This is a genomic window from Streptomyces sp. NPDC001832 (assembly GCF_040297265.1).
Classification (GTDB): Bacteria; Actinomycetota; Actinomycetes; order Streptomycetales; family Streptomycetaceae; genus Streptomyces.
Window position 1 is genome coordinate 63,956 of sequence record NZ_JBEOYU010000007.1, and the last position, 23,573, is coordinate 87,528.

Here is a 23,573-nt window from a genome sequence, read left to right on the forward strand (position 1 = left end):
GGGCGCGGCTGCCGCCGGGGCGCTCCCCCGGCGGCCGGTCCTCAATCGCCTGAGAGGCTGTCGGGTGGCCTCTGAGAGTTTGAACCGGCCGACCGCCTATTCCCGCGCCAGTCCGAAGCGTGCGCGCAGGCCCGTGCGTTCGTCGGCCGCCACCGACGCCGCGCCGTCCGTCACCGTCTCGTACACCGCGAGAATGTCCGCCCCGACCGTCGACCAGTCGAAGCGCCGCACGTGCGCGGTTCCCCGCTCGCGCAGCTCCTTACGCCGCTCCGGGTCGCCGAGCAGCCGGACCGCCGCCGACGCCAGCGCGTCCGCGTCCTCGTTGGCGAAGAGTTCGCCCGCTGCGCCCAGGTCCAGGACCTGGGCGAACGCGTCCAGATCGCTGGCCAGCACCGGCGCACCGGCCGACATCGCCTCGACCAGGATGATCCCGAAGCTCTCGCCGCCCGTATTGGGCGCGACGTACACATCGACGCTGCGCAGCAGCCGCGCCTTGTCCTCGTCGCTCACCATGCCGAGGAATTCGACGCGCCCGCGCATCTCCTCGGGCAGTGAGGCGACGGCCTCCTCCTCGTCACCGCGGCCCGCCACCAGCAGTCTGGTGTCCGGACGCGCGGCGAGGATCGCGGGAAACGCCCTCATCAGGACGGGGAGGCCCTTGCGTGGCTCGTCGATACGCCCGATGAAGCCGATCGTGCCGCCCTCCCGTCTCCCGCCGCCCTCGACGGAGCTTCGCGCCCCCTCTGATTGCCACTCGGTCTTGGGCTCGGCCCCGGCGAAGAAGCCGACATCGACCCCGTTCGGGATGACGACCGCGTCGCCGCCCAGGTGCTCGACCAGGGTCCGGCGTGCGTACTCGCTCACCGCGATGCGCGCGCTAATCTTCTCCAGCGCGGGCTGCAGGATCGGGTACGCGGCGATCATGGCCCGGGAGCGCGGGTTGGAGGTGTGGAACGTGGCGACGATCGGCCCCTGCGCCGCCCAGCAGGCGAGCAGCCCCAGCGACGGCGAGGTCGGCTCATGGATGTGGATCACGTCGAAAGTGCCGTCGTGCAGCCAGCGGCGCACCCGGGCGGCCGAGAGGAAGCCGAAGTTCAGCCGGGCCACGGAGCCGTTGTACGGGACGGGCACGGCCCGGCCCGCCGAGACCACGTACGGCGGCAGCGGGGTCTCGTCGTCGGCGGGTGCCAGCACCGACACCTGATGTCCCAGACGGATCAGGTGTTCGGCCAGGTCCCGGATGTGGAACTGCACACCGCCCGGTACGTCCCAGGAGTACGGGCAGACGATGCCGATCTTCATGGTCGGTCCTCCCGGTTCTCCAGATCGGCCAGCCAGAGGCGTTGCAGCATGTGCCAGTCCTCCGGATGCTCGGCGATTCCGACAGCGAAGGCATCGGCCAGCGCCTGTGTCATCGAGGAGGTCTTCTCCGTACGGCTGCCTGACTCGGGCACCTCGACCGGCGCATGGACACGTGCCTTCATCACGGGCGTGTCGTCGTACGAGAGCGTCACCGGCAGCAGCAGCGCCCCAGTCTGCTGGGCCAGCAACGCCGGCCCAGCGGGCATGCGTGCGGTTTCGCCGAAGAATTCCACCTCGACGCCGGACGCCGACAGATCACGGTCGGCGACGAGACAGACCAGGCCTCCCGCGCGCAGCCGACGCGCCAGGGTACCGAAGGCGGCGCCGCCGCTGTGCGGCAGGACCTCCATGCCGAGCCCCTCACGGTAGGCCACGAACCGGTCGTACAGCGTCTCGGGCCTGAGCCGCTCGGCGACCGTGGTGAAAGGCACCTTGAGATCAGTGGTGACCCAGGCTCCGGCCAGGTCCCAGTTCGCCAGGTGCGGCAGGGCGAGGATGACACCGCGGCCGGTGTCCAGCCCGTCGGTCAGCCGGTGCGCGTCTGTCACGTCCATGGACGCCTTGATCCGCGCCGGACTCCAGGTGGGAAGCCGGAACGACTCCATCCAGTAGCGCATGTACGAGCGCATCCCGGCCTTGGAGAGCGCGGCGAGCCGGGCCGGGGACGCCCCGGGCACGACCCGCGCCAGATTCGACTCCAGCCGCAGCACACTCTTGCCCCGCCGCTTCCACACCTGGTCGGCGATGGTGCGGAAGAGGGCCCGGGCGACCGGTTCGGGTAGCTTCTTGACAGCGGTCCAGCCGAGCCCGTACAGCCCGTCGGTCAGCCGGTCCCGCAGGCCGGACTGCGTGTCACCCGGTGCGCCGCTCACCGTGCGGCCCCGCTCCCCCGGCCCGCAGCATCGGCCTCAGCAGACTCGCGGCGCACGGTCACGACCCGCTGCACGAGCGTGACCAGGCTGCCCACGGCGACGATCCAGAGTGCGATCGGCAGCAGGATCTGAACCCCGGGGACACCGAACTTGTGGAGCCCGGCGAGTCCGGCCGCGACCAGCGAGATGACCAGCCGTTCGGCGCGCTCCACAAGACCGTTGACCGCGACCGGCAGCCCGATCGACTCGCCGCGTGCCTTCGTGTACGAGACCACCTGGCCACTCGCCAGGCAGAAGATCGCGACCGCGCACATCACGTTGTCGTCGCCGTTGCCCGCGTACCAGAGCGCGAACCCGCCGAAGATCGCCCCGTCGGCGACCCGGTCCAGGGTCGAGTCCAGGAACGCGCCCCAGCGGCTGGAGATACCGGCCTGCCGGGCCATATTGCCGTCAATGAGGTCGGAGAAGACAAAGATCGTGATGACGATCGTGCCCCAGAAGAACTCTCCCATCGGGAAGAAGACCAGCGCACCCGCCACCACCCCGGCCGTACCGATCAGAGTGACCGCGTCAGGGCTCACGCCGAGACGGAGCAACAATGCGGCGAACGGTGTGAGGACACGCGTAAAAAATGCACGCGCGTACTTGTTCAGCATGGCCTTCCCGAGGGTCGGTGAGCCGAGCGGCCCCTACGGCCACCGGCTGGCCCATCGTAGTCACGCCTGCCGGACTCCACCGTCCGGGCACCCGGGATCGCGCCGCGGTGCTCGACGTATGGACGCAATCTGCCCTGAGTGGAAAGCTCGAATTACCGCGGGCGTCGCCGTAGCCGCCGCGGCGGCTCCCCGTGCCCGTGCACTCTTCTCCCCACATCGCGCCGGCTTTTCTTCCCGCTCCGCGCCACTATCTGGGAGGCACGCATCATGGGCGAAAAGGCACACGCACACACCGGGGCCGCCGGCAGGGCAGCAATGGCCGACCAGCCCTCATCCGTACGGAATGTGGTGCTGGTCGGCCACAGCGGCTCCGGCAAGACCACCCTCGTCGAGGCCCTCGCGCTGACCGCGGGCGCGGTCAACCGGGCCGGCCGGGTCGAGGACGGAGCCACGGTCTCCGACTACGACGAGATCGAACACCGCCAGCAACGCTCCGTGCAGCTCTCACTCGTCCCCGTCGAATGGGACGGGTACAAGATCAATTTGCTGGACACCCCCGGATACGCCGATTTCGTCGGGGAACTCAGGGCCGGTCTGCGGGCAGCGGACGCGGCCCTGTTCATTGTGTCCGCGGCCCAGGAGGCCGACGCCGTGGCGGGCACCACCCGCGCCGTGTGGGAGGAGTGTGCCGCCGTCGGCATGCCGCGCGCCATCGTCGTCACGCACCTCGACACAGCGCGCACCTCGTTCGACGAGATGACCCGGACCTGCGGCGAGATCTTCGGCCGCAACGACCCCGACGCCGTACTTCCGCTCTATCTGCCCGTGCTCGGACCCGAGGGCCCGGACGGGCACGCTCCGCTCACCGGCCTCACCGGACTCCTCACCCAGCGGATCTTCGACTACTCCTCGGGCGAGCGGCGGGAGTGCCCGCCCGCCGACGCCCAGCAGACCACGCTCCAGGAGGCCCGGAACCGGCTCATCGAGGGGATCATCGCCGAGAGCGAGGACGAGACCCTGATGGACCGCTATCTCGGCGGTGCCGAGATCGACATCAGGACACTCATCGACGACCTGGAGCGTGCCGTCGCCCGAGGCGCCTTCCACCCCGTCCTCACTGCGGCCCCCGCCGCCGAAGACGCCCGCCAAGGCATCGGCACCGTTGAACTCCTGGACCTGATCACCAGCGGCTTCCCCACCCCGCTGGAGCGCCCGCTCCCCGAAGTAACCCCCCTCCATGGGGCCCCGCGACCGGTCCTGACCTGCGATCCGCAGGGCCCACTCGTCGCCGAGGTCGTCAAGACGGCCTCGGACCCGTACGTCGGCCGAGTCTCGCTCGTACGCGTCTTCTCCGGCACCCTTCGCCCCGACGAAACCGTCCGCGTCTTCGGCCACGGCCTCACCGACCCCTGCCACGAGACACGCCCCTTCCACGAGGCGGAGGTACACGTCGGCGCGCTCTCCTCCCCCTTCGGCAAACAACAGCGCCCCCTCACCGCATGCATCGCCGGAGATCTGGCCTGCGTCGCCAAGCTGGGCAGCGCCGAGACCGGGGACACCCTCTCCGCACAGGACCAGCCACTGCTGATGGACCCCTGGACCACACCGGACCCACTGCTGCCGCTCGCCATCGAGGCACACAGCAAGGCGGACGAGGACAAGCTCTCCCAGGGGCTCGCCCGACTGGTCGCCGAGGACCCGACCATGCGCCTCGAGCAGAACCAGGACACCCACCAGGTGGTCCTGTGGTGTCTCGGCGAGGCCCATCAGGATGTGGCGCTGGAGCGGCTGCGCAGCCGCTACGGCGTCCAGGTCGACGCCGTACCGCACAAGGTGTCGCTGCGCGAGACCTTCGCCGGCCCGTCGACCGGCCGCGGCCGGCACGTGAAACAGTCCGGCGGCCACGGCCAGTACGCCATCTGCGAGATCGATGTGGAACCGCTGCCTCCGGGTTCCGGCATCGAATTCGTCGACAAGGTGGTCGGCGGGGCGGTACCGCGCCAGTTCATCCCGTCCGTCGAGAAGGGCGTGCGCGCCCAGGCCGCCCGAGGAGTCGCGGCCGGACATCCGCTCGTCGACGTACGCATCACCCTGCGGGACGGGAAGTCCCACTCGGTGGACTCCTCCGACGCCGCGTTCCAGACCGCGGGCGCACTGGCCCTGCGCGAAGCCGCCGCGGACACCCGTATCCAGCTCCTCGAGCCCGTCTCCGAGATCCAGGTCCTGGTCCCCGACGACTACGTCGGGCCGGTGATGAGTGATCTGTCCGGGCGGCGCGGCAGGGTGATCGGCACCGAGCAGTCCGGCCCCGGACGCACCCTCGTACGGGCCGAGGTCCCGGAGCTCGAGATCGGCCGGTACGCGATCGACCTGCGCTCCCTGTCCCATGGCGCCGGCCGCTTCGACCGGGTGTACGTCCGGCATGAAGCCATGCCCCCGCAGCTCGCGGAACGCATCCGCGAACAGCAGGAAAACAACCCGAATGGTGCGTAATCGGCTGTGTCGCCCGCCGTTGTCCACAGGGGTGGGCGGCAAATCGATCCGGACGATACGCTGTGGTCCCAGCTCAGAAGGTGTGCCGGGCACGGCAGTTGGGAAACAGCCGCAGGAGCAGTTCTCGGCGGCGAGTGGGGGCGACAGTGGCCAACAACGGATTCGATTTCTCTCCCGGAGCGCAGATCCCGCTCCAGGGCTCGGGCGGACAGGCGGTGGCGACGAACGCCCTCGCCTCCGCCGCGTACCGCGACTGCCCGGTGGAGAAGATCCTTGAAGCCAACAGCGAGTGGCACAAGTCCGAAGTGAAGGCGGGCCGTTCCAAACTCCTCAAGTCCGACTACTTCAAGCCCAATCTGGGCGAGGCGTTCTCCCGCGCAGTCCAGGAACGCATGCTGGGCGGCGCCCGCAAGGCCCTCATCCAGTCCTTCGGATCCGACCCGCAGACCGTCGTCGAGCACTGCCTGTCCGCGAACCGCCTCCGCAGGGCGCGCGACATCAAACTCACCGCCGTCACCGCCCTGTTCGGCTTTCTCTTCCTGCCCGGAATGCTGCTGTGGATCATCGCCTTCCGGCTGCGCGACTCGCTCGGCAACACCAAGGACAAGGCCCTCGCCACTCTTGGCAACGCCCTGCTCCCGGTCATCGGCATCGTGACCCTGTTCCTGCTGGTCAAGCTGCCGCTCACCGGTTTCCTCGCACTCTACGCACGGGCAATGATCGTCGCCCCCGTCATCGGCTGGCTCATCGCCAAGCGGATCGCCGAAACCTCCGCCAAGGACATGCGCGCCCGCTGGGAAGGGCTGCTCTCCGGCAGTGGCGTCATCGCCAAGATCCCCGAGGCCGTGCCCAAGAACCCCAACGAGACCTCCCGCGAGGCACTCCGCCAGAGCCTGGAGAAACTCTCTGCCGAGCAGCAGTCCAACTCGGTCTTCTACGCGGGCCCCAAGGGAATCCTCGGCATGGGAACCCGCTGGGGCAGCTGGCAGCTCGCCGAAGAACTCGTCTCCAAGGAACCCGGCAAGGAATTCCACCAGTTCCGCAGCTGGGACCTGATACGGGTCATCCACGACCAGCTCAAGATGCTGGAGCGCGGCCCGCTGAACACCGGAGGATTCCCCACCCCGTCGGTCACCCACTGGATCGTGTCACCCGTCGGCGAGAACGCCGACTCGGTCTCCCGGCCCGACGGCGAGGACGTCGCCACCTTCCAGGTCAAGCCACACGAAATACAGCGGATCTGCAACCACCAGCAGTTCGGCGGCGGCGACCGGCACTATCTGGGCGTCCAGTTCACCCTCTGGGACGGCCAGTTGGTCATCACCATGATGATCACGGTCACGGTGCTCCATGAAACCCTGCGCATCGAAGTCACCGGACACGCACTCGGCCCGGTCCACTCCCTCTTCACCAGCAAGCCGGCGGCCAAGACCAAGACGGTCAACAAGACCGTCCGGTTCTGGGAGACCCGCGACATCACCCTCGCACTGGTCGAACCCCGCGAAGTCGTCCGCCTCGCCCTGCGCGCCCCCTTCACCTGGTACCCGCCGCTCCTCGACTACCTGGGCGGCAAGATCGCTCTGCCCGAGCCGTTCGGCCTGCGCCACGCCTGGGCCGAGAAGCCATGGCGCCACCGCTTCATGGCCGACGACGCGATGCGCGCCGCCACCCCCGTCCTGCGCGCCGTGCACAGCGCCGCCCTGCGCGTCCTGGAGGAGAACGGCGTCAACACCGAACGCTTCGACAACCGCTCGATGGTACTGAGCGGACTGGTACAGGACCCGACCCCGCGCAAGGCCGATCTCTACGACGCATAGGCATGCGCAGGGCGCCCCGGCAAAGAGCAGAAACCGGGGCGCCCGCGCAGAAGCAACAGCTCGGATCAGGCCGCCGGCCAGGCGTCGGCCAGCATCTTGCGTGTATCGGCGAGCAACTGCGGCAGCACCTTCGTATGCCCGACCACAGGCATGAAGTTGGTGTCACCTCCCCAGCGCGGCACCAGATGCTGATGCAGATGGGCCGCGATACCGGCCCCCGCCACCGAGCCCTGGTTCATACCGATATTGAACCCGTGCGCCCCCGACGCCGCCCGCAGAGCCACCATTGCCCGCTTGGTGAAGTCGGCCAGTTCCATGGTCTCCGGATCGTCCAGCTCCGTGTAGTCGGCGACATGCCGGTACGGCACCACCATCAGATGTCCGCCGTTGTACGGATACAGATTCAGTACGGCGTACACCTTGTCGCCACGCGCCACGACAAGCCCGTCCTCGTCCGACTTCGACGGGATCGCACAGAACGGACAGCCGTCGCCGGCCTCCGGACCGGTCGGCTTGTTCTCGCCCTGGATATACGCCATCCGGTGGGGCGTCCACAGGCGCTGGAACGCATCGGGCGTCCCCACTCCGATCTGCTGTTCCGGCTCACTCGTCATGGCGTTCAGCATATTGCTTCACTCCCGGCGAGCGTGTCGCCGGGGCCACGCCCGTCGGCACACGGCGATGCTGAGGCGATGAGCGACCAGCCCGCGGACTCCACCCCCACTCGTTTCAGGCGCTGGGAGCAGCGCACAGAAGTGCCGCTCTTCGGCGCCTCACTACTCTTCCTGCTCGGTTACGCGGTCCGCATCCTCGCGCCCCAGAACGCCGAGCCCTGGCGCAGCCTCGCCCTCGCCCTGGTCGGCACCACATGGTTGATCTTCGCCGCGGACTACCTCGTACGGCTCCGCCTCAGCGGCCTCGGCCCCCGCTTCATCCGTGTGCACTGGCTGGACACGGCGGTACTGCTGCTTCCCCTGCTGCGGCCGCTGCGCCTGATCCAGGTCTACACCGCGGTCCAGCGGCGCAGGGAGCGGCCACGACTGAGCCTGCACGCCCGCGTGATCGCCTACGCCGGTGCGACCGCCCTGCTCCTGGGCTTCTCCGCCTCGCTCGCCGTCTACCACCAGGAACACACGGCGAAGGGGGCCTCGATCCGTACCTTCGGCGACGCGGTGTGGTGGGCATGCGCGACGCTGACGACGACGGGGTACGGGGACGCGGTGCCGGTCACGCCAGGCGGACGGGTCGTGGCGTCGGGCCTGATGGCCTGCGGGCTGGCGCTGCTGGGGGCCGTGACGGGTTCGTTCTCGTCGTGGCTGTTGCAGGTGTTCAGCCGGGAGGACGAGCAGAGCTCCCCGGAGGGCAGGTAGTTCTCCGGGGAGCTCTCACTGGGTGCCTGTCAGATCACTGGGTGACTGTCAGACCTGAACGCGGTCCTCGACGGCCTTCTGGATCTTGGCGATGGCGTCCTCGACGGGGATGCCGTTCTCCTGCGATCCGTCGCGGTAGCGGAAGGAGACGGCGCCGTTGGCCATGTCCTCGTCGCCCGCGATGATCATGAAGGGCACCTTGGCCTTCTGCTGGTTCCGGATCTTCTTCTGCATCCGGTCGGACGAGGCGTCCACCTCGACCCGCAGCCCCTTCTTCCGCGCCTTGGCCGCGAACTCCTGGAGGTACGGGATGTGCGCGTCGCCGATCGGGATGCCGACCGCCTGGACAGGGGCCAGCCATACCGGGAACGCACCCGCGTAGTGCTCCAGGAGAACCGCGAAGAAGCGCTCGATGGACCCGAACAGGGCACGGTGGATCATGACCGGGCGCTGCTTGGTGCCGTCGGGACCGGTGTACTCCAGATCGAAGCGCTCCGGCAGGTTGAAGTCGAGCTGCACGGTCGACATCTGCCAGGTGCGGCCGATGGCGTCCTTGCACTGCACCGAGATCTTCGGGCCGTAGAAGGCGGCGCCGCCCGGATCCGGCACCAGCGGAAGCCCCTGCTTCTCGGCGACCTGTCGCAGCGTCTCGGTGGCCTCTTCCCAGACCTCGTCCGAGCCGACGAACTTCTCCGGGTCCTTGGTGGAGAGCTCCAGGTAGAAGTCGGTCAGACCGTAGTCGCGGAGCAGGTTCAGGACGAAGGTGAGCGTCCGGTCGAGCTCCTCCGCCATCTGCTCCTTGGTGCAGTAGATGTGCGCGTCGTCCTGCGTGAAGCCGCGCGAGCGGGTCAGACCGTGCACGACGCCGGACTTCTCGTACCGGTACACCGTGCCGAACTCGAAGAGGCGCAGCGGCAGTTCACGGTAAGAACGCCCACGCGCATCGAAGATCAGGTTGTGCATCGGGCAGTTCATCGGCTTGAGGTAGTAGTCCACCCCGTCGTCGAGCTGCATGGGCGGGTACATGCCCTCGGCGTACCAGTCCAGGTGGCCGGACTGCTCGAAGAGCTTGCCCTTGGTGGCGTGCGGCGAGTAGACGAACTCGTAGCCCTCCTCCTCGTGGCGCCGGCGCGAGTAGTCCTCCATGGCGCGGCGGATGATGCCGCCCTTGGGGTGGAAGACCGCGAGGCCGGGGCCGATCTCGTCCGGGAACGAGAAGAGGTCCAGCTCGTTGCCGAGCTTGCGGTGGTCGCGCTTGGCGGCCTCCTCCAGGAACTCCAGGTGCGCCTTGAGCTCGTCCTTGGTGGGCCACGCCGTGCCGTAGATGCGCTGCAGCATGGGGTTCTTCTCGCTGCCCCGCCAGTACGCCGCGGCATTCCGCATCAGCTTGAACGCCGGGATGTTCCGCGTGGTGGGCAGGTGCGGACCACGGCAGAGGTCCTTCCAGCACAGGTCGCCGGTCTTCGGGTCGAGGTTGTCGTAGATGGTCAGCTCGCCGCCGCCCACCTCGACATCCGCGCCGTCGCCGGCGTTCTCGACGGAGTCGGAGCCCTTGATACCGATGAGCTCCAGCTTGTACGGCTCGTCGGCCAGCTCCTCACGGGCTGCCTCGTCCGTCACGACCCGGCGGGAGAACTTCTGGCCCCGCTTCTGGATCTCCTGCATCTTCTTCTCGATGGCTTTGAGGTCCTCGGGAGTGAACGGCTTCTCGACGTCGAAGTCGTAGTAGAAACCATCCTTGACCGGCGGACCGATGCCCAGCTTGGCCTCGGGGAAGAGCTCCTGCACGGCCTGCGCCATGACGTGCGCGGTGGAGTGCCGGAGGATGTTCAGGCCGTCCTCGGAGGAGATCACGACGGGCTCGACGACCTCGCCGTCGGCAACGACGTATGCGAGGTCCTTCAGCTCACCGGCGACCCGGGCGGCGACGACGGTGCGCTCGCCGGGGAAGAGCTCGGCTGCCGTAGTGCCCGTCGTCACCACGCGCTCTTCCCGCTCGGAATCGCGTTGGATGATCACACGGACGTCTGACACCGGTCTCTCCTGACTCAGGGGTACGCACGCGTTCGTGGTGCACGTGCGATACGAATCGTACCGAGCCGTGGGCCCCCTCTGCGAAACGGTTGAGCGCGAAGGCCCCCCTCGTGGCCGCGGCCCGCCCCCCCTGCGCGCCTATTCGCCGGTGCACGCCTCCTCGAAACAGTCGACGTTCTCCTGGAGCGATTTCATCAGCCGGTCCCGTTCCGCCTCGTCCACGTGCACGGGTACGACCTGCGAGGTCCGGGTCAGCCGCCGGAATCCACCGCGGCTCTCCAGCCTGCCCTCCACCCGGATCGGCAGCCCCACCAGGTGGCCGTGGCCGGCGATCCGGTATGCCTCCTCGTCCAGCTCAAGCCGTACGTCGGCACCTCAGCGCCCGCCGGCACCCGCAGCCGTACGATTCCGGCGCCACGCGGTCCCGACCGGCGCAGCCGGACGACGGCGCCGGTGATCCGTACCGTCGCGGGGGCTCGGCCTGGCGGTAGCGGGCACCCGCCCGGCGCAGGGCGGGCAGATCGCCGGGGGAGAATTCCACCGGCTCGGGGCGGGCCGGGCAGCCCTCGGGGATCCCGGGTCCACCGCCTCGCGGGTGGCATGCAGGGCGTGGTAGAGCCGTACGGCGACGGCACGGCCCGATTCGACGGGGACGAACGCGGTGAGCTCGCGGCCGCCGGGCGCGGGCCCGACGAGGATGCCTTCGAGGGATGCCAGGGCCCTGCGGCGGTGACGTGCGCCGTGGTAGCCGATGCGCCCCGTACGGCGAGCGCCCCTGCGAGCAGGATCTGCCGGGCGGCGGTGTGCAGCTGCTCCACTCTCGTCCAGTCGGCGGCCCCGGCCGCCACCTGTGTTGTCACCGCACAGGGCGGCGCGCGAACGGCGTATCAGGCAAACGGTGCGGGTATCACCGAACCGGGCAGGGGAAATACGCCATCTGCCGTTCGCGCTCAAGGAGTTCGGGGATGACTCACTGGTACGAGGGGCCGCTGGCCGCTTTTGACACCGAGACAACGGGAGTGGACGTCGAGGAGGACCGGATCGTTTCGGCCGCCCTGGTCGTCCAGGACACGGCGGGCGGGCGGGTGCGCGTCACTCGCTGGCTGGTGAATCCAGGGGTGCCGGTGCCCGCCGGGGCGACCGAGCTCCATGGCCTGACCGACGATCACCTTCAGCGCAACGGCCGCTGGCCGGCGCCTGTGGTGGAGGAGATAGCCCGGGCGCTGGCCGAGCAGCGTGCGGCCGGCCGTCCGCTCGTCGTGATGAACGCGCCGTTCGATCTGACACTGCTGGACCGGGAGCTGAAGCGTCATCGCGCGTCGTCGCTGGCCGGGTATCTGCAGAACGCACCGCTGTGTGTGCTGGATCCGCGCGTACTCGACAAGCATCTGGACCGCTATCGCAAGGGCCGACGGACGCTCACCGATCTCTGCGAGCTTTACGGGGTGGTGCTGGACGGCGCACATGACGCGGCGGCCGACGCGGCGGCCTCGCTGGAACTGGTGCGGGCGGTGGGGCGGCGGTTCTCGTCCCGTCTGGAGCGGCTGACGCCGGCGGAGCTGCACACCTTGCAGGCCGTGTGGCATGCGGCGCAGGCGCGCGGACTGCAGGCGTGGTTCGCGAAGAACGGCACGGCTGAGACGGTGGACCCTGCGTGGCCGCTGCGCCCGGATCTTCCTGCTGCGGCGTGATCGGCTGCGAGCCGGAACCTGTTCCCGGACACGCAGAGGCCGGTCCGTCGATTGTGCTGACGGACCGGCCTCTCCCGGGTGGGCGATACTGGGTTCGAACCAGTGACCTCTTCGGTGTGAACGAAGCGCTCTCCCACTGAGCTAATCGCCCGGGAACGGGTTGAACCATACAGGGCTCGGCGGGTCTGGTTCAAACTCCTTCCAGCCAGGCCGTGAGGCCTCGCCGTCCGGCACGCATCATCAGGGCGTGGTTGGCCCGGAAGACTGCGCGTCCGGGCACCGCGAGGAGCCGCATCAGCCGCCTGTGCACCTCGACATCCTGCTCATAGGTGGCACGGCTGCCGGTGCCGTGCGCGGTGACCGTCCACCGGGCCCAGCCGTCGAGGTCGCCGCTGAGGGTCACTTCGAGAACCCTGGCCCGGGGATCGCGGCGGCGTTCACGGACGGTCATGACGAGGTCGTACGGAAGGAGGGAGCGGATGCGGGTGGTGCCGGTGGCGCCGTCGACCGACGTGACCTCGCGAATCTGCGGCCACCATCGCGGGTAGTCACCGGCACGTTCGAGGATCTCGTACACGGTATCGGGTGCGCCTGGAAGGTCCCAGATACTCACAAATCGGTAGTGACTCCAGTCCATGGTCCCAGTCTGCGCGTACTCAGCCGGAGAACTGAGTACCCGAGCGCATGTCCGAACCTGAGGCTGGCGCCACACTCCCGTTCATGGAACATGTGCCGCCGCCTGCCGAGGAATTGGCGCTCCTCGAGCGCGAGCTGGCCTGGTTGGATGCCCGCCGGTCCCAGTTGCTGGCTCGTCGTGCCTGGCTGCTGAGTGTGCTGACGCCGAACGTCGCGCGCCCTGCCACACAGCCGTTCGCCGCTCCGTTCGGGCCTCCTGCCGCACCTGTCGGGCCGCGCAGTGCGCAGAATGCGCTGCTCACCCTGGGCGGTCTGCTGCTGACGATCGCGGCGATCGCGTTCACTCTGGTCAGCTGGGGCCACCTGGGCATCGGCGGCCGCTCGGCGGTGCTCGGGGTGGTGACGGGCGCGGCACTTTTTGCTCCTGTCGTGCTGCTGCGCCGTGGGCTGCCCGCGACAGCCGAGTCGCTCGCCGCCCTGGCCTCGGTGCTGATGGTGCTGGACGCGTATGCGCTGCACCGGGTGGCGGTGCCGGCTGCCGACGGACGAGGTTTCGCCGCGGTCGCCGCGGCGGTGCTGGCCGTGCTCTGGGGCGGGTACGGGCTGCTGCTCGACCGGCTGCGGCTGCCGCTGCTCCTGGCGGTGATGAGTGCGCAGCTGCCGCTCCTGCTGTGGGCGTGGGCGGCGGGTGCGGGAACCACAGCGTTCGGTTGGGCATTGCTGGTGACGGCGGCGTCGGACTGTGCGATCGCGGTGTGGGGCAAGGGTGTTGCGGTACGGGTGACGTCCTGCGTCTGCTGCTGGGCGACGGGTCTGCTGGGCCTGCTGGTGGCCCTGGCGCAGTCGGTGTCCGCCGATGCGGCGTCGGCCGCGGTGATGCCGGGTCTGCTGTTGCTCATGGGTGCGGTGATCGCGGTGTCCGGGGCGCGGCGTGCACCGGCGGGGCTTGCGGTGGCCGGTGGTGTGGTGGCGGGGCTGTGCGGGGTGGCCGCGGTGGGTGGTGTGCTGCGTGCCGGGGTGGCCTGGGACTGCTCGGTGCCGGCGTATCTGCTGTGCGGTGTGGCGCTGTTGGTGGGGGTGCGTGCTCCGCTGCCGCGCCCGGTCGGGCAGGGGCTGGTGTGGGCTTCGTCGATAGTGACCGTCGGCGCGGTGCTGGCCGCGGCGCCAACGGTCGGTCTGTCGCTGATGGGTACGGTGTCGCAGCTGGCCCGGGTGTGGTCGGGGATGCCGGAGGGTGGTGTCCGGGGTGCGCTGGATGTGGAGGGCCTGGCGTGGTCCCGGATGGCTGCGGCACCGGTGGTGCTGCTGGTGGTGTCCGGCCTGTTGGGGACGGTGTACCGGTCGTGGGCGCGGCTGGTACGGGTGGCCGGCCCGGTGCTGTCACCGGGTGCGGCGTGGCGGGGTGCGGCGGGGGCGGGTGCGGTGGCGCTCGGCTGGGCGGGGTTCACCGTGTTGCCCGCGATGCTGGGGATGTCGTACGCGGCCGCACTGTCGGTGCAATTGGCGCTGGCCGCGGGCGTGTTCGCGGTGGCGGTACGGGGTCTGCGCCGTGGGATGGATGTCGTGGGGCTGACTGCGCTGGTGTGCGGTTCGGTCGGCACGGTGAGTACGGGGATGCTGTCGCTCGCGGCGGAGGCTGCCACGTACGCGGTGTTCGCGGTGCTGCTGGTGGTGTCCGGCGTGGCCGCGGTGATGCTCGGTGGCACTGAGGTGCCGGCGGCGCGGGCGATGCCGCCGCTGCCGTCCGTTCAGACGGCGCGGGCCGTACGGGCGTTGCAGATCGCGCAGGCGGTGCCGGCGTGCGGTGCGGTGGTGTGCGGCATGGTGCTCGCCCGTGCGGTCGGGGCCTCGCTGGGGCTTGCCGGGGATCGGGCGGCGCCGGTCATGCTGGCCGTCCCTGCGGTGACGGTGTTGCTCGGAGCGCGGCTGCAAGGTCTCCCGTCGGCTCTGCCGGTCGAGCTGACCGGGGCCGTGGCGGGCGTGGCGGCGGTGGCCATGGCGGTGACGGACCGGCCCTTCCTGGCGTTGGTACTGGCACTGTGCGGGGTACTGGCCGCGGGTACGGCCGTACGTGCCGAGCGGCGGCCGGTGGCCGGGTATCTGGCGATGGCGCTGTTCGTCCTGGCGGCCTGGCTGCGGCTGTCGGCTTCGGGGGTGTCGGCCCCGGAGGCGTACACCCTGCCGGTGACCGTGCCCGCTCTGACGGTCGGTGTGCTGCGTCGGCGCCGTGATCCGGAGGCGTCGTCGTGGACGGCGTACGGTGCGGGCCTCGCGGCGACGCTGGTGCCGAGCCTCTTCACGGCATGGTTCGATCCGCACTGGATCCGGCCGCTGCTGCTCGGTGCGGCGGCACTGGTGATCACCCTGTCGGGCGCGCGGCTGCGGTTGCAGGCGCTGCTGCTGCTCGGTGGTGCGGTGCTGGCCCTGGACGCCCTGCACGAACTCGCGCCGTACGTGGCCCAGGTCCTTGGCGCCCTGCCTCGTTGGCTGCCGCTCGCGGTGGCCGGGGCATTGCTGCTGACGATCGGGGCGACGTACGAGCAGCGGCTGCGCGACGCCCGGCGGCTGAAGAAAACGCTGGGACGCATGCGTTGACTGCCTGTCACATGACCGGCCCGGGGCACTCTCATATCTTCGGGCCGGCTTGTGGTCATCAGGTCGCCGTCGGAGGCGTACCGGACAAGGCAGTGTTTGCCGCCGAACTGCCTCCCGAAGTCGCGCAGTACGCGTTTCTCATCGCAGTTGCACAGAAATGCGACGGAGTTCCGGAAGACGGCGGGAGATGCTTTTACCCATGCAGGCTTGGGTGTTGAAATCTTTCCAGAAATTCTCGTAGTCCTGGAAGGAAATGCCGACAGCCCGTCCCGCCCCGGATATCCGGATGCTTCTTCTCGAAGAACGAATCCCGGCGCACCCGCTGCCGTGGCCGATTGAATTGTTCGCGGTGGCATCGTAACGAGTGAACGTAGAAATACAGAGGGCCCATGAGACTCTGCAGTCTCATGGGCCCTCTGTCCAGGGTGGGCGATACTGGTTTCGAACCAGTGACCTCTTCGGTGTGAACGAAGCGCTCTCCCACTGAGCTAATCGCCCGGGTGCAGGCCAAACATTACCCCATGACAGCGGCGCCCCATGACCATCCCCTGGTCACTCGTGGATCTTCCACGGCATGGTGATGCCGAACTTCCAGAGGTAGACCCCCACCAGCACCGCGATGATCACCAGGCCGGTCACGGTGAGGATGATGTTACGCCGCCGGACCTTGGGGTCGAGCGCCCGCTGAGCGGCCTCGGTGACCTGCCGCCGCGTCCAGCGCAGCACCAGCTGCGCCCAGACGAACTCGGTCGCCCAGATCGCCATGCCGGCGAAGATCACCAGCCAGCCGGGGCCGGGCAGCGGCAGCATGACGGCACCCGCCACGACCACCGCGAGGCCAACCACGAAGACGCCGACCTGCCAGCTCAGATGCAGCACGCGGGAGGCCTTGATGTAACCGGGCGCCCTGGAACCGAGCTCCCGGACCTCCTTCGTCACACCCTCCGTAGCATCTCCCGTCACGCTTTCCGTCACATCCCCCGTGGCGGACACTGGCTTCGCCGACGCTGCACGCCCGTCCCGCTCGTCACTCTCCGCATTCATGGTAGCCAACCTACCGGAACAGCCTTCGTCACCGGAATGGCCGAATAACCCAAAGTTACACACCGCCGTACGAGCTACCTGAAGGAACACAAAAAGGTCAGAGGGGTTTACAACGCCACCGTAGGTGGCATGTCGATTTCGCCGACGTGCGAATCCCCGAGCGCACACTGAGCGAAAGGCCCTGGCGCTTATGAACACCACGGTCAGCTGCGAGCTGCACCTGCGCCTCGTTGTGTCGAGCGAGTCCTCACTGCCTGTACCTGCGGGCCTGCGGTATGACACGGCCGATCCTTATGCCGTGCACGCCACCTTTCATACCGGAGCGGAGGAAACGGTCGAGTGGGTTTTCGCCCGCGACCTCCTCGCCGAGGGGCTTCATCGGCCCACCGGCACCGGAGACGTCCGCGTCTGGCCATCCCGTAGTCACGGTCAGGGCGTCGTCTGCATCGCGCTGAGCTCCCCTGAGGGTGAAGCCCTGCTCGAAGCCCCGGCAAGGGCCCTGGAGTCGTTCCTCAAAAGGACCGACGCCGCGGTTCCGCCAGGCACCGAGCATCGCCACTTCGACCTCGACACGGAGCTCTCACACATCCTGGCCGAGAGCTGAGCCAGGCCGAGAGCTGCACGGCGCCGTCCGACTCGGGGAGACGGCGCCGCGCGGAAAACCTCATAGGGCTGACACCGACGCCGTCACCACGGAACCCACCATGGTGACGGCGTCGGCGCTCGTTCCCCCGCAGCCGTGACCGCGCACCGGGTACGCATCCGCGGAGCCCCGGAGTGCCCGTCCACGGGCTGGACAGGCGGCCTCCGGCCCACACCCGGCCCCACAGGTGGCCGGGAAGCGCTCCCTGCACCCCTCATGGACCCTCTCGGGCCGCTGTGTGCCGAGGCCGAGCCAGTAGAGTCAGCCGGCATCGGCGGGCGCCCGCCCGCCGGAGGCCAGGGAGCGAAAGCGTGCTGATCCCCCACGACACCCGGATCGCCCTCGACACGGTGGTCGATCTGCTGAACACCGCACCCGAGAGCGAACCCCCGGGGAGCGGGCAGCCGGAAGGCGAACCGGTCGACAGTCTTGCCGACATCGAAGCGCTGTACGACTTCGCGCGGCGCCATCGCATCAGCGGCGTGGGCGAGCTCCACGAGAAGGACCTGCGCGCCGTACAGAGCGTACGGACGCGCTTCGCCGCGATCTTCGCGACGGACGACGCGCAGATCGCCGCCTCGCTCGTCAACGCCCTCGTCGCCGCCGCCGGTACCACACCGCAGCTCAGCAATCACGACGGCTACGACTGGCATGTCCACTACTTCGCACCGGACGCCTCGATCGCCGACCATCTCGCGGCCGACTGCGGCATGGCGCTGGCCTTCATCGTGGTGGCGGGCGAGCAGGAACGGCTGCGGCGCTGCGAGGCGCCGGACTGCCGGCACGCCTTCGTCGATCTCTCCCGCAACCGCTCCCGCCGCTACTGTTCCAGCCGGACCTGCGGCAACCGTCTGCACGTGGCCGCATACCGGGCACGCCGCAGGGAAGCGGCCGGCTGACCGTTCACAGCATGAAGAGATCATGCAACGCGGCCATCAGCAGCAGACTGCCGACCACCGCGAGGAAGATCATCAAAGGGGGCTGGGAAAGCGCGAAGAGGCAGCCGCGCGGCTCTTCGGCAGGGGTTGCGGGGGCATCGCCCCGGGAGGTGTCCACCATCTCAGGACGATCATGACTCAGTCCGGAGCCGGTTGGCGATCAACACGCCTTTTTGCATGGGGAGTTCACCCACCCTGGCGCCGGGCGCGATTCGCTCCGATGTCCGGTCGGCCGTCAAATTTTCGGTACGACGACCGGTGTGCGCCTCCATCGCACGCGACACTTCGTGGACGTCCGCGTTGCTCAACATCACTTCATGCAAGCTGAATTCGAGGTCCGGCGGGTGAGCAGCAGACTGGTCGAGGTTGGTCTGTCAGAAGACATCGAGGCCCTCAGGTTGACCGGACTCCGGTCGCCAGTCGTCGAGTTGGGCCGGAACGGCGCGAAGCAGGCGGGAACGGGCGAGCCGCGGCCTCAGTGCGGTGTTGCGCTGGAGGCACGCACCACGAGTTCCGGTTGGAGCACCACGCTGCGGTGCTCGTGCGTGCCGGTCTCGTCGTCCGCCTCCTCCAGCAGGAGCTCCGCGCGCCCGATCGGGGGGCTAGCTCAGGGCTAGCTCCACCCCCGGACACCGTCAAGATGCGGGATAAATCGATTCACTCGACCGACAATGCACCCGCTCCCCCGCCGGAACGGGGCGGGGCGCGGGTCAGATGCCGTGCTTCTTCAGAATGGCCTCGATGTCGCTGAAGTCCTCGCCCGACGAGGCTGACTGCTGCTTCGGCTTCGCGTTCGGACGCGCCTGCGTCCGCGTCGCCGGGAGCCCGGACCCCAGGGAGGGCGCCGAAGCCGCGCGAGCGATGGCCTCACTCTGCACCGCCCGCGCTGCGGCTTTGCGTTCCTTACGGGTACCAAGGCGGCGGCGCTCGGCCCTACGAGTGGTCATGAACAGCAGCCAGGCCACGGCGAGCAGCCCGAAGCCGATCCAGACGCTCGGCTTGAAGGCGATTCCGGCGACCCAGTCCACGATCCCGGTCAGCACCAGGCCGATCGGCACCAGGGAGTAGGCGGTGATCCGGGCCGCGGCAAGGAATCGCTTCCGGTACGCAGTGACGGCGGCGATGCCCAGGCCCGCCGCGGACGCCGCGGAACAGATGGTCTCGGCAAGCATCGGAGCCTCCATACGCAGGGGGAACGTCCCCTCCATCCTGCACCGGTCACCGCCCGCGCGGCCACGTTCCGGGACCACATCAGGGACATTTCAGGGCCAGGATCCCCCCAAGGTGCCGATCGAAAGCGATCCGGTCGTACGCAGCCGGAGCGGATCAGATGCCGATTGGGACGCTCGCGCAGGCCCTGGGAGACTGGCCGCATGAGCGATTCCACCCCTGCAGCGCCCGTCGTCCTGGACGTCTGGTGCGAGCTCCAGTGCCCCGACTGTCACCAGGCCCTTACCGATGTGCACGCCCTGCGGGCCAAGTACGGAGACCGTCTGGAGGTGCGGCTGCGGCACTTCCCGCTGGAGAAGCACAAGCATGCCCACGCCGCCGCGCAGGCCGCCGAGGAGGCGGCGGCCCAGGGCAGGGGCTGGCCGTACATCGAGGCGGTGCTCGCCCGTACCGACGACCTCGGCCGCGCCGGCGAGCCGCTGCTGATCGAGGTCGCGCGGGATCTCGGTCTGAACGCCGAGGAGATGGACACCGCCCTGATCGACGGACGCCACATGCTGATCGTCGACGCCGACCAGGCCGAGGGCAAGGCAATCGGGGTCACCGGCACGCCGACGTATGTGATCGGTGACGAGCGGCTGGACGGCGGCAAGAGCCAGGACGGGCTGCGCGAACGGATCGAGGAGATCGCCGACCGGCTGCTCGCCGAGCGGGACTGACCGACGGGCCCCGGGGCGTGCCGGTGGCCCCGCCCACCCTGGGGCCGACGGGGCGGCTTCCGAACGTCCTACAGCGTTTTGGCCAGGTTGTACTGAGTCGTCCGGTAACCGAGCGACTCGTACAGCCGCAGGGCCGGTGTGTTGGACGCGAAGACGTGGAGCCCGAGGCGATGGGCACCCGCTTCCAGCGTGATGCGCTCGGCCTGCCACATCAGGGCACGTCCATGACCACGGCCCCGGTACTCCTCGTCCACCTCGACGTCGAAGACGTATCCGGTCATCTCACCCGGGCCGTCTTCGTGCACCGACACCCACACGTGACCGACGACCGCGCCCTCGTGCACAAGCACGTGGAAACGCATGCCCGCGGTGTCGATGCCGTTCGGCAGGTTACGGGCGTGGTCGGACCTGGACTTCTGCAGGGCCTGCTCGGCGGGGACACCCTGGTCGATCCAGGACTGCGCGTAGGTGTCGACGCTGGTGAGCTGCCATTGCGCGAACTCCTCGGCGCTCATCGGGCGGGCGGCGACACCGTCCGGGAGCTCCGGAGCCGTCCGGTCCAGGTCCTTGAGCATGTTCCGGCTGCGTTCGGTGTAGCCGAGTGCGGCGAACAGCCGCTGGGCTCCCTGGTTGCGCGCCGGTGCCGAGAGAAACACCTGGCTGCATCCCCATCCGCGCAGCACCTCTTCGGCGGCAAGCGCGGCTATGGTGCCACGCCCCCGCCGTCGGCTCGGCTCGTCGATGCTGAGGGAGCGGAGCTCACCGGCCGTCGCACCGAACCTCGGATCGGTGCCGATCTCGACGGCGCCGACGGGCCGCCCGTTGTCGCACACGTCGTACGCGCGGCTCTTCGCGCCGTCGGCGCCTTGCTGGATCGGCCCGGTGGGCCGGAGGGTCGTGGTCATCGGCAACGTTCTATCCGCTGATCCCGGGCCCGTCACCCGGTTTTACCGATCCGAGGTGCGGGTCCTACGGGTCGAGGTCGTTCCCGGCCCGTTCGTCGAAGATCCGCATGGCCTTGACAGTCACCGGACCGGGCCCGCCGGGCAGCTCCCGGCCGTCCACCCGGTGGACGGCCTGGACGTCACGCAGGGTGGAGGTCAGGAAGATCTCCTCGGCCCGCTCCAGGACATCGAACGGCAGGTCGGTCTCCTCGGCCCCCGTCCACTCCACGGCCAACGCGCGGGTGATCCCGGCGAGGCAGCCGGAGGCGACCGGCGGGGTGTACACCCGCCCTTCGAGGACGACGAAGACATTGGACCCGGTGCCTTCGCAGAGCTGTCCGGCCGTGTTGGCGAAGAGGGCCTCCGACGCGCCGTGCTCATGGGCGCGGGCGAGGGCGACGACGTTCTCGGCGTACGAGGTGGTCTTGAGCCCGGCGAGCGCACTGCGTTCGTTGCGCGTCCAGGGGACGGTGATCACGGCGGTCGTGTCGGGGCGGCGCCCCGCCTCCCCCAGGGCGACGACGAGGCCGGGGCCTGCGTCGCCGCGGTCGGAGCCGAGCGGGGAGACGCCTCCCGTGCAGGTGATACGGAGCCGGCCGAGCGCCATCGGGTTGGCATCGATGACGGCGGCGCAGGCGCGGCGCACCTCGTCGAGGTCGGGGTCGGGGAGGCCGAGGCCGCGGGCCGAGCGGGTCAGCCGGTCGAGGTGCCGGGTGAGGGCGAAGGGCCTGCCGTCGAGGGTCTTGACCGTCTCGAAGATGCCGTCCCCCACGGTGAGTCCGTGGTCGAGCACCGACACCCTGGCGTCGTCGGCGTCCCGCAGTTCGCCGTTGACCCAAATCCTCATCACGCGGTCCTTCCAGTCGCTTCGTGCGCGCCCGACGCTACAGCGAGCAGCCGGGAAGCCTTGAGTTCGGTCTCGTCCCATTCGCGCTCCGGGTCGGAGCCCCAGGTGATGCCTGCCCCGGTGCCGAAGCGGAGTACCGGGGCGGTCCCGGTCCGGTCCATCCAGAAGGTCCGTATGCCCACGGCCAGGGAAGCGGTGCGGCGGTCGGCATCGACCCAGCCGATCCCGCCGCAGTAGGGACCGCGCGGGGCAGTCTCCAATTCCTCGATGATCCTGAGGGCGCTGGACTTGGGCGCCCCGGTGACGGAGCCGGGTGGAAACGCCGCGTCGAGGAGTTCGGGCCAGCCGACCCCCTCGGCGAGCTCGCCGCGCACGGTGGAGACGAGGTGGACGAGGCCTGGGTGCTTCTCCACCACGCAGAGGTCGGGGACCGTGACCGATCCGGTGGCACAGACCCGGCCGAGGTCGTTTCGGACCAGGTCGACGATCATCACGTTCTCGGCGTGGTCCTTCTCCAGCAGATCGTCCTCGGTCCGTCCGGTGCCCTTGATCGGTCCTGACTCGACGGTCCGGCCGTCGCGCCTCAGAAAGAGTTCGGGGGACGCGGTGGCGATCTCCACGCCGTACCCGGGCAGCCGGATCGTTCCCGCGTACGGGGCGGGGTTGCCGAGCGCCAGCAGCGCGGTCAGCGCGTCCACGTCCGCGGCGGCCTGCTCCGGCAGTGCCGCGGTCATCACCCGGCAGAGGTTGGCCTGGTAGACCTCGCCCGCCGCGATGTACTCGCGGATCCGCCGTACGCCCGCGGTGTACGCGGCACGGTCCAGGGACGTTTTCCAGTCACCGGCCGCGGGTCCACGCCAGGCGCCGCGTACCGGGGCGGGCACCGCCTCGGTACGTACGGCGGCGAAGCGCGCGCAGACGGGACTGCCCTCGAAATCGACGGATACGGCCCAGAAGCCGGACGAGTCGAGAGCTGCGGGATCACTGGTCACGTCCTGCAGATCGGACGCGACGAGGCCGCCGAAGCGGGCCATCGGAGCAAGGTCGTGCACGCCGTTGAGTCTAGGAGGGCGCGCGATGACCTGCGTCGGAGCGAACGCACCTCAGCACGCTGTACAAACGCGTTTTTGTACTGGCCCGGGAATCCGCTAGAGTTCAACACGTCGCCGGGACGCGCAAGCAGACCGGGAAAGACAAGCGGACGTAGCTCAGTTGGTAGAGCGCAACCTTGCCAAGGTTGAGGTCGCCAGTTCGAACCTGGTCGTCCGCTCGCAGAAAGTGAGGGATCTTCCCGAACCCTCACTCCTGGTGGAGTGGCCGAGAGGCGAGGCAACGGCCTGCAAAGCCGTCTACACGGGTTCAAATCCCGTCTCCACCTCCAAGGACGATTAGCTCAGCGGGAGAGCGCTTCCCTGACACGGAAGAGGTCACTGGTTCAATCCCAGTATCGTCCACTGATCCGCAAGGATCCACGCGCGATTAGCTCAGCGGGAGAGCGCTTCCCTGACACGGAAGAGGTCACTGGTTCAATCCCAGTATCGCGCACGCAGTACACGCAGTTCACCCTGCGCGATTAGCTCAGCGGGAGAGCGCTTCCCTGACACGGAAGAGGTCACTGGTTCAATCCCAGTATCGCGCACCAGCAAAAGCCCCGATCGTCTCGGCGACCGGGGCTTTGTCGTTTCCGCGATGGGCGTCAATGAGTAGCGGTGAGCGGCCGGGGCGGAGGGACGCGCCGCGGG

20 protein-coding genes, 7 tRNA genes and 2 pseudogenes are annotated in these 23,573 nt (G+C 69.1%); 13 read left to right on the plus strand and 16 right to left on the minus strand.

Translation table 11 applies throughout. The annotated features are described in order from the left end of the window. Positions 1–96: 96 nt before the first annotated feature. Genes ABT115_RS08245 through pgsA form a run of 3 tightly spaced genes read right to left on the minus strand, consistent with a single transcriptional unit; the run spans position 97 to position 2,890 of the window. Entirely contained in the window at positions 97–1,302 is a 1,206-nt protein-coding gene (locus ABT115_RS08245; protein ID WP_351785440.1) for a glycosyltransferase family 4 protein, read from the minus strand. Then, the gene (locus ABT115_RS08250) at positions 1,299–2,234 is read right to left on the minus strand and encodes a phosphatidylinositol mannoside acyltransferase (RefSeq protein ID WP_351785443.1); all 936 of its coding nucleotides are present in this window, start codon (positions 2,232–2,234) and stop codon (positions 1,299–1,301) included. The genes ABT115_RS08245 and ABT115_RS08250 overlap by 4 nt, the downstream gene beginning before the upstream one ends. Next, positions 2,231–2,890 carry a phosphatidylinositol phosphate synthase gene (pgsA, locus tag ABT115_RS08255; protein ID WP_351785446.1) on the minus strand — a complete coding sequence of 220 codons (660 nt, stop codon included), beginning with the start codon at positions 2,888–2,890 and terminating at the stop codon, positions 2,231–2,233. Before pgsA ends, ABT115_RS08250 begins: the two co-directional genes overlap by 4 nt. Before the next feature lie 267 nt (positions 2,891–3,157). Here pgsA and ABT115_RS08260 point away from each other — a divergent pair, with 267 nt between their 5' ends. Both ABT115_RS08260 and ABT115_RS08265 read left to right on the plus strand, forming a co-directional pair. After that, the gene (locus ABT115_RS08260; protein WP_351785449.1) at positions 3,158–5,383 is read left to right on the plus strand and encodes an elongation factor G-like protein EF-G2; all 2,226 of its coding nucleotides are present in this window, start codon (positions 3,158–3,160) and stop codon (positions 5,381–5,383) included. 146 nt (positions 5,384–5,529) lie between these two features. Next, entirely contained in the window at positions 5,530–7,200 is a 1,671-nt protein-coding gene (locus tag ABT115_RS08265; RefSeq protein WP_351785452.1) for an AbeC-like domain-containing protein, read from the plus strand. A 65-nt stretch (positions 7,201–7,265) separates the two neighbouring features. Here ABT115_RS08265 and ABT115_RS08270 read toward each other — a convergent pair whose 3' ends face one another. Next, complete coding sequence (locus ABT115_RS08270; RefSeq protein WP_351785455.1) at positions 7,266–7,826, minus strand: HIT family protein; 561 nt, start codon at positions 7,824–7,826, stop codon at positions 7,266–7,268. A 66-nt stretch (positions 7,827–7,892) separates the two neighbouring features. On the opposite strand from ABT115_RS08270, the gene ABT115_RS08275 reads away from it, so the two are divergent. Then, a complete protein-coding gene (locus ABT115_RS08275; RefSeq protein ID WP_351785458.1) occupies positions 7,893–8,570 on the plus strand; it encodes a potassium channel family protein in 678 nt (225 codons plus the stop codon). Between the two features lie 48 nt (positions 8,571–8,618). Here the strand turns inward: ABT115_RS08275 and thrS are convergent, their stop codons facing one another. Both thrS and ABT115_RS08285 read right to left on the minus strand, forming a co-directional pair. Further along, positions 8,619–10,604, minus strand: a complete 1,986-nt coding sequence (gene thrS, locus ABT115_RS08280; RefSeq protein WP_351785461.1) for a threonine--tRNA ligase — start codon at positions 10,602–10,604, stop codon at positions 8,619–8,621. Between the two features lie 138 nt (positions 10,605–10,742). Then, positions 10,743–11,449, minus strand: a pseudogene (locus ABT115_RS08285) (hypothetical protein); the annotation flags it as partial. Between the two features lie 120 nt (positions 11,450–11,569). On the opposite strand from ABT115_RS08285, the gene ABT115_RS08290 reads away from it, so the two are divergent. Next, the gene (locus ABT115_RS08290; protein WP_351785464.1) at positions 11,570–12,295 is read left to right on the plus strand and encodes a 3'-5' exonuclease; all 726 of its coding nucleotides are present in this window, start codon (positions 11,570–11,572) and stop codon (positions 12,293–12,295) included. 79 nt (positions 12,296–12,374) lie between these two features. Here ABT115_RS08290 and ABT115_RS08295 read toward each other — a convergent pair. Next, positions 12,375–12,446 (minus strand) — tRNA-Val (locus tag ABT115_RS08295). 39 nt (positions 12,447–12,485) lie between these two features. Beyond that, positions 12,486–12,932 (minus strand): SRPBCC family protein, encoded by a 447-nt coding sequence (locus ABT115_RS08300; RefSeq protein ID WP_351785467.1) that lies wholly within the window; start codon positions 12,930–12,932, stop codon positions 12,486–12,488. A gap of 83 nt (positions 12,933–13,015) precedes the next feature. Between ABT115_RS08300 and ABT115_RS08305 the strand changes: the two genes are divergently transcribed. After that, a complete protein-coding gene (locus ABT115_RS08305) occupies positions 13,016–15,526 on the plus strand; it encodes an SCO7613 C-terminal domain-containing membrane protein (RefSeq protein WP_351785470.1) in 2,511 nt (836 codons plus the stop codon). Between the two features lie 426 nt (positions 15,527–15,952). Here ABT115_RS08305 and ABT115_RS08310 read toward each other — a convergent pair. After that, a tRNA-Val gene (locus tag ABT115_RS08310) sits at positions 15,953–16,024 on the minus strand. Positions 16,025–16,078: 54 nt separating this feature from the next. Beyond that, positions 16,079–16,570, minus strand: a complete 492-nt coding sequence (locus ABT115_RS08315) for a TIGR02611 family protein (protein ID WP_351785473.1) — start codon at positions 16,568–16,570, stop codon at positions 16,079–16,081. 190 nt (positions 16,571–16,760) lie between these two features. Between ABT115_RS08315 and ABT115_RS08320 the strand changes: the two genes are divergently transcribed. Both ABT115_RS08320 and ABT115_RS08325 read left to right on the plus strand, forming a co-directional pair. After that, positions 16,761–17,174, plus strand: coding sequence for an SsgA family sporulation/cell division regulator (locus ABT115_RS08320; protein WP_003959770.1), 414 nt, complete (start codon positions 16,761–16,763; stop codon positions 17,172–17,174). Between the two features lie 350 nt (positions 17,175–17,524). Then, positions 17,525–18,112 carry a CGNR zinc finger domain-containing protein gene (locus ABT115_RS08325; protein ID WP_351785477.1) on the plus strand — a complete coding sequence of 196 codons (588 nt, stop codon included), beginning with the start codon at positions 17,525–17,527 and terminating at the stop codon, positions 18,110–18,112. 4 nt (positions 18,113–18,116) lie between these two features. On the opposite strand, the gene ABT115_RS08330 is transcribed toward ABT115_RS08325, so the two are convergent. The 3 genes and pseudogenes from ABT115_RS08330 to ABT115_RS08340 form a co-directional block, all read right to left on the minus strand. Next, positions 18,117–18,272, minus strand: a complete 156-nt coding sequence (locus ABT115_RS08330; protein WP_177328061.1) for a hypothetical protein — start codon at positions 18,270–18,272, stop codon at positions 18,117–18,119. 354 nt (positions 18,273–18,626) lie between these two features. After that, positions 18,627–18,737, minus strand: a pseudogene (locus tag ABT115_RS08335) (LacI family transcriptional regulator); the annotation flags it as partial. 124 nt (positions 18,738–18,861) lie between these two features. Continuing rightward, positions 18,862–19,323 carry a hypothetical protein gene (locus tag ABT115_RS08340; RefSeq protein WP_351785480.1) on the minus strand — a complete coding sequence of 154 codons (462 nt, stop codon included), beginning with the start codon at positions 19,321–19,323 and terminating at the stop codon, positions 18,862–18,864. A 201-nt stretch (positions 19,324–19,524) separates the two neighbouring features. Between ABT115_RS08340 and ABT115_RS08345 the strand changes: the two genes are divergently transcribed. After that, positions 19,525–20,040, plus strand: coding sequence for a DsbA family protein (locus tag ABT115_RS08345; RefSeq protein WP_351785483.1), 516 nt, complete (start codon positions 19,525–19,527; stop codon positions 20,038–20,040). A 68-nt stretch (positions 20,041–20,108) separates the two neighbouring features. On the opposite strand, the gene ABT115_RS08350 is transcribed toward ABT115_RS08345, so the two are convergent. From ABT115_RS08350 to ABT115_RS08360, 3 genes are all read right to left on the minus strand, one after another. Beyond that, positions 20,109–20,945, minus strand: coding sequence for a GNAT family N-acetyltransferase (locus ABT115_RS08350; RefSeq protein ID WP_351785486.1), 837 nt, complete (start codon positions 20,943–20,945; stop codon positions 20,109–20,111). 64 nt (positions 20,946–21,009) lie between these two features. Continuing rightward, on the minus strand, positions 21,010–21,831 hold the full coding sequence (locus ABT115_RS08355; protein ID WP_351785489.1) for an aminotransferase class IV: 822 nt from the start codon (positions 21,829–21,831) through the stop codon (positions 21,010–21,012). Further along, positions 21,831–22,865, minus strand: a complete 1,035-nt coding sequence (locus ABT115_RS08360) for a chorismate-binding protein (RefSeq protein ID WP_351785800.1) — start codon at positions 22,863–22,865, stop codon at positions 21,831–21,833. The genes ABT115_RS08355 and ABT115_RS08360 overlap by 1 nt, the downstream gene beginning before the upstream one ends. 163 nt (positions 22,866–23,028) lie before the next feature. On the opposite strand from ABT115_RS08360, the gene ABT115_RS08365 reads away from it, so the two are divergent. The 5 genes from ABT115_RS08365 (at position 23,029) to ABT115_RS08385 (ending at position 23,473) form a co-directional block, all read left to right on the plus strand. Continuing rightward, positions 23,029–23,101 (plus strand) — tRNA-Gly (locus ABT115_RS08365). A gap of 37 nt (positions 23,102–23,138) precedes the next feature. Then, positions 23,139–23,212: transfer RNA gene (locus ABT115_RS08370), tRNA-Cys, on the plus strand. Between the two features lies 1 nt (position 23,213). Beyond that, positions 23,214–23,285, plus strand: a tRNA-Val gene (locus tag ABT115_RS08375). Positions 23,286–23,304: 19 nt separating this feature from the next. Continuing rightward, positions 23,305–23,376: transfer RNA gene (locus tag ABT115_RS08380), tRNA-Val, on the plus strand. A 22-nt stretch (positions 23,377–23,398) separates the two neighbouring features. After that, positions 23,399–23,473, plus strand: a tRNA-Val gene (locus ABT115_RS08385). Positions 23,474–23,573 lie beyond the last annotated feature (100 nt).